Below are 4,422 nucleotides of genomic sequence, written 5' to 3'. Positions count from 1 at the left end.
TATATTTTGGGATGGAGCCACTTACCATGACTCAAAAGAATTTCGGGAATATTTAAGTATAGTAAATGAAGGTTTATTAGAAGAAGAATGGATAATTACTTGTCATAAATTCGCCCCTAATGCTCCAGAACAAAATCCCGTAGAAGATCTTTGGCTACAAATAAAAAGCTTGATCAGACAATTCTACCATTTATGTAAATCTTTTAAAATAGTCAAATGGCTATTTAAGTTTTTTGCTGATGGTCAAATATTTGATTTCCCGAAACTTTCTGAGTATGGAATTTTTTCACGACCTATTTAGGATTGCTATAGAAGGAGCCGGCATCTCTATAAGGCTCGCTTGATCTGTTTGGGCCGGTGGGGCTCCTGGGGTCGGTGAATGTTCAGGTGCCGGTGGACATCAGAGATCCGACGGTATTTCAAGGGCCGATGGGAATCCAGGGGCCGGTGGATATGCGGGGGCCGGTGGATCTTTCAGATATCGGTGCATACAGTGGCGTAAGCGAACCTCCAAACACCGATTGCTCTGCTCGATGGCCGGTGGATTTTTAGGGGCCGGTGGATGTTTGGGGGCCGGCAGATATTGAAAAGCTGGTGGATTTTTAGGGGCCGGTAGATATTTTTGGTGCCGATGGATATTTTTGGTGCCGATGGATATTTGGGAGCCGGTGGCTGTTTTTGGGCCGGTGAATGTTTTTGGGGCCGGTGGAACTAGAATCGGCCTCCGAAATCATCAACCAACTGGAAACCGAGCGGAATAATTTACTCCAAGAGATTAATTCACTCAAGAGCCAACTTGTGACTGGTTCAACAAGGGATACACGAAAAAATTCCATATAATCCTCCTGTAAAGGGTTGTTATACGGAAAAATTCTGTATATTACCTAAATAAGTGGGCAAAAAAGAATCTTTCCTTAGATTCAGGCAAGAATCCGTTATAATTCTTGATTTATTAGGATTGAGAAAAAGATTAGACGGAAACTTTCCGTATAAGAAATACTTAGCTCTCTACTCCTCAGTTGTGGTATGCAGAGATATTTTCTTCAAGTAAAGACCGTTGAGTTCTTATTAAAAAAGACCTTAAATCAAGCCATACAAAGTCTTAAACCAAGTCACATATCTCTGAGCATTAGGGTGATTAGGATGCAAAATGTGTTCCATAATTGCTTGATGTAGTTGCCGCCCTGGAGGATTCTGCCAAGCTAGCCAGGTATAAATGTTAGCTTTATCAAGATGAGAGTCTGTAAATACTGCGCCTTTACCTTTAGCTTCGTTGGTTACTGCTTGGGCAAACTGCCAAAGTGCTGCACTGCCTGTTGGAATCATGTAAGTCAGGAAGGTTTCCAACATGCCACACATCTTGTTATCAGGCATTATCCAAATCCCAAATCGGATTCCGGTGGGCGTAGTATGTATTAAGCCGTCTTCGGGTAAAGTTTCTGGAAGATCAGGAATGCTTTTCAAGCTTGCACTTCTAATGCTTTGCCAACGTCCTGTAGGGTTATCATCAGCATCAATCATTATTCCAAGCGCAGAAAGCCCAGAAGCTTGTAGTTCGGTTGAGATTACATCTGGATCAACTAACTTTTGATAACCATCATAATCGCGAATAAAAACAACCGGGTTTTTGCGAGTCCCCCACTTCACACCATTCGCTTCAATTAGTTCTGGTATTACGAAACGATCCTGTTTTCCCTCTACGAGAAGAACTCTTGGGTAAATATCAACCATGAGCTACCGCACCTCAATTCCTTGTTCAGCAGCGATTACAACTTGTCGTTCTGTAAAAACAATACTGTTTGGTTTACTTTTTTCAATCCTCTGAATTGTAATGCCCTCTTCACTTGGGCTGTCGTTGTTTGCAATTGCAGCAAGGCTCGTCCAGCAATCACTGTTATGAGTTGTAGCAAAAACCTGAACATTAAGCCGTTTAGCTGTTTCCCATATTAATTTCCACATATCAGACATTGCACTAAAGTGAAGCCCAGTATCAATTTCATCTACTAACAAAACACCATTCCTTGCATTAACAATGGCTAACGTAAGTCCCAGCATCCGCCATATTCCATCCCCCATACTGCCAATCGGTATGCGTTGATCTCCATCGGTGAGCCTGACAACAAAACCGCTACGTGAGCCTGTAAATCTATTCTTTTCAGAGCCAACTGAAGCAATACGATCAATACTTGGCTCAATTGTCTGGAGTGCTTCTGTAACCAGATATTCCTCTGGTGTCAAAACAACTTGATCAAATAGTTCGATCATTTTCTCACTTGTTAAAGAGGAAGATGTTACAAATTGAGTTCTTGAGCCTAAATTTTTTAAGTCCCTACGAACACGCCTCACATAATCTAAGGGCAAACCTTCTTTAGAAGATAAGGGGAGTTGGAGGCGTTTACTCTCTTGCCCTAACCACTCAATTACTAATACAAACTCTCGTAAATCCTCAAATAGGCTCAGTTGTTCTGAGTGTTTTACAGATACCGTGATTCCCTCTCCACCATTATGATTATTACCCAAGATTGAAAACTTACTGCCTTCATCAATTTCATGGCCATAAAAAAGGTGACGAACATCTAGCTCTCTCCCAATACCTCGTTCATCACTTAAAATATATTCACCGCGGCCAATCATTACTTCTCGCAATGATTCAAGATTAGATTGAGAGTCTAGAAGCTGCACAGCTTCTAAAATTGAAGTTTTACCACTATTGTTAGTACCAACAAGCAAATTTAACTTACCAAGCTGCTGAAGCTCGAACATTTGGAAACAACGAAAATTTTCAATTTTTAATGACTTCAGCATATTTGGCATTTTGTGTAAGTTATGGTGTCCAACACTAGGCAAGGGATCTTGTGCTTTTTAGTCTCTTATCTTAACCATACCATATATTGACACTACCGCATCAAGAGGGCTAACAGTGCGTTGGTGCGGACAGTACAGAGGTTATCGGTGAGAGTTCGAGGTTATCTGCCGCCCTACAACTTTGCCGTTATGCTTCGGAACAAGTAGCGATGTACATCAACAGGTTAGATTTACTCTGCATGCAGCTGTACATAACGTTGTGGATAGCTATTTTATATATTGGATCTGACGGGGTGACAAGAAGCTTAAAAGCTCGATGGGTTGGGATTTCAAGCCGAGTATGGTAAAAAAAAGAACGGTTTCAATTTTAAACAAGACCGCCTAACAAAAGTAATACCTTAATTTTATTATAACCACTTCGCAAAGCGATTAAATACCCGTCAATTACTAACATTTCAGTTATTGGTAGAATTATTACAATTTCATAAAAAATAAGGATAAAAAGATTGACTACCCTTTTTTTAAGAAGTATAGACTTTTTGTAAAAACTACTTTTCTACAGATTCGTAATGCATTATTTTAAGTAATTCCTAAGTCGATAAGATATCTTCTCTTGTCAAAAGTTTTAAGAATTACCAAAGAAGCGAAAATTATTAAGATTCCCTTACCTCATGCGTCAAAACTCAAAACCAAAACCGGCCCCCTTGCCAACTAGGAACAGCAACTCAGTTATAATTACCCCAACCAGCACAAAAGCTTATGTTGTCGGTGAACCTAGAGAAGTTCTTGAACATGAAGAGGCCGGTGTCACGCTTGGAAATTTAAAATCGCATGGCCATTTCAAACCCGCCCTGAAAAAATGTACATTATCGCCGTTCCGGGCGGACAGGACAAAATATCGTACGCCACCGGCATCCTAGGCAGACACTGGCCAATATCGTATCGCACCGGCACTCATGGCCACTTCAGTAGACACCCATCACATCACTAGCCTCGTTTAGTTAATGAAATCAGGCCACTTAAGAATCAACTAAAAACTAATTTGATTCATTGGTCCCGGTGGACATCATAGAGTTCTTGGATCTTGAGAGGCCGCTAGATATTGAGATACTGATTTCTGCGGTGGGGCCAGTAGATTTTGAGGGGCCGGTGGAGGAGGTGGAATAAGTAGATTTTTGGAGGCCGGTGTCTCGCTTGGAAATTCTATAACTCATGGCTATTGGGGGCCGGCGAGCGAGAAAATGTACATCACCGGCCCCCCCGACACCACGCTTGCTCACCGGCCCCCTCGACACCACGCTTGCTCACCGGCACCATCGGCCTCCCCACTACCACCGGCACCATCGGCTCCACCAGCGCCAACAACACCACGCTTGTTCACCGGCCTCCCCACGACCACCGGCCTCCCTGGGTTCCTAGCGAGCACCGGCACCACCAGCGCCAACAACACCACGCTTGCTCACCGACATCCACAGACTTCACCGGCCTCCCCGCTACCACCGGCACCACCGGCCTCCTCACCACCACCGGCCTCTCCGCTACCACCGGCCCCACCAACTTCACCGACTAAGCGAACCTCTTGTCGCCCGGTCAGAAACTTTACCTCTGTTTTGCTAT

The 4,422-nt window shown here is 43.2% G+C and carries 5 protein-coding genes and 1 pseudogene; 3 read left to right on the top strand and 3 right to left on the bottom strand.

Annotated elements, in window-relative coordinates:
• Both NG798_RS26840 and NG798_RS26835 read left to right on the top strand, forming a co-directional pair.
• Positions 1 to 301 (top strand): annotated as a pseudogene (locus NG798_RS26840) (IS630 family transposase); the annotation flags it as partial.
• Between the two features lie 74 nt (positions 302 to 375).
• Complete coding sequence (locus NG798_RS26835) at positions 376 to 552, top strand: hypothetical protein (RefSeq protein ID WP_261226785.1); 177 nt, start codon at positions 376 to 378, stop codon at positions 550 to 552.
• A gap of 50 nt (positions 553 to 602) precedes the next feature.
• Here the strand turns inward: NG798_RS26835 and NG798_RS26830 are convergent, their stop codons facing one another.
• The 3 genes from NG798_RS26830 to NG798_RS26820 form a co-directional block, all read right to left on the bottom strand.
• Positions 603 to 836 carry a hypothetical protein gene (locus tag NG798_RS26830; protein ID WP_261226784.1) on the bottom strand — a complete coding sequence of 78 codons (234 nt, stop codon included), beginning with the start codon at positions 834 to 836 and terminating at the stop codon, positions 603 to 605.
• 244 nt (positions 837 to 1,080) lie between these two features.
• A complete protein-coding gene (locus NG798_RS26825) occupies positions 1,081 to 1,731 on the bottom strand; it encodes a DUF3226 domain-containing protein (RefSeq protein WP_261226783.1) in 651 nt (216 codons plus the stop codon).
• Between the two features lie 3 nt (positions 1,732 to 1,734).
• Entirely contained in the window at positions 1,735 to 2,805 is a 1,071-nt protein-coding gene (locus NG798_RS26820) for an ATP/GTP-binding protein (protein ID WP_261226782.1), read from the bottom strand.
• Positions 2,806 to 4,024: 1,219 nt separating this feature from the next.
• Here NG798_RS26820 and NG798_RS26815 point away from each other — a divergent pair.
• Positions 4,025 to 4,375, top strand: coding sequence for a hypothetical protein (locus NG798_RS26815; RefSeq protein WP_261226781.1), 351 nt, complete (start codon positions 4,025 to 4,027; stop codon positions 4,373 to 4,375).
• Positions 4,376 to 4,422: the final 47 nt, after the last annotated feature.

The sequence above is a fragment of the Ancylothrix sp. D3o genome, assembly GCF_025370775.1.
Lineage (GTDB): Bacteria > Cyanobacteriota > Cyanobacteriia > Cyanobacteriales > Oscillatoriaceae > Ancylothrix.
The sequence above is the reverse complement of the archived record's forward strand: the minus strand, read 5'-3'. Positions and strand labels throughout refer to the sequence as shown.

Excerpts from the sequence above, each read along its gene's own strand:
- NG798_RS26830 (WP_261226784.1), bottom strand. The coding sequence starts at position 836 with ATGGAATTTTTTCGTGTATCCCTTGTTGAACCAGTCACAAGTTGGCTC.
- NG798_RS26825 (WP_261226783.1), bottom strand. The coding sequence starts at position 1,731 with ATGGTTGATATTTACCCAAGAGTTCTTCTCGTAGAGGGAAAACAGGAT.
- NG798_RS26820 (WP_261226782.1), bottom strand. The coding sequence starts at position 2,805 with ATGCTGAAGTCATTAAAAATTGAAAATTTTCGTTGTTTCCAAATGTTC.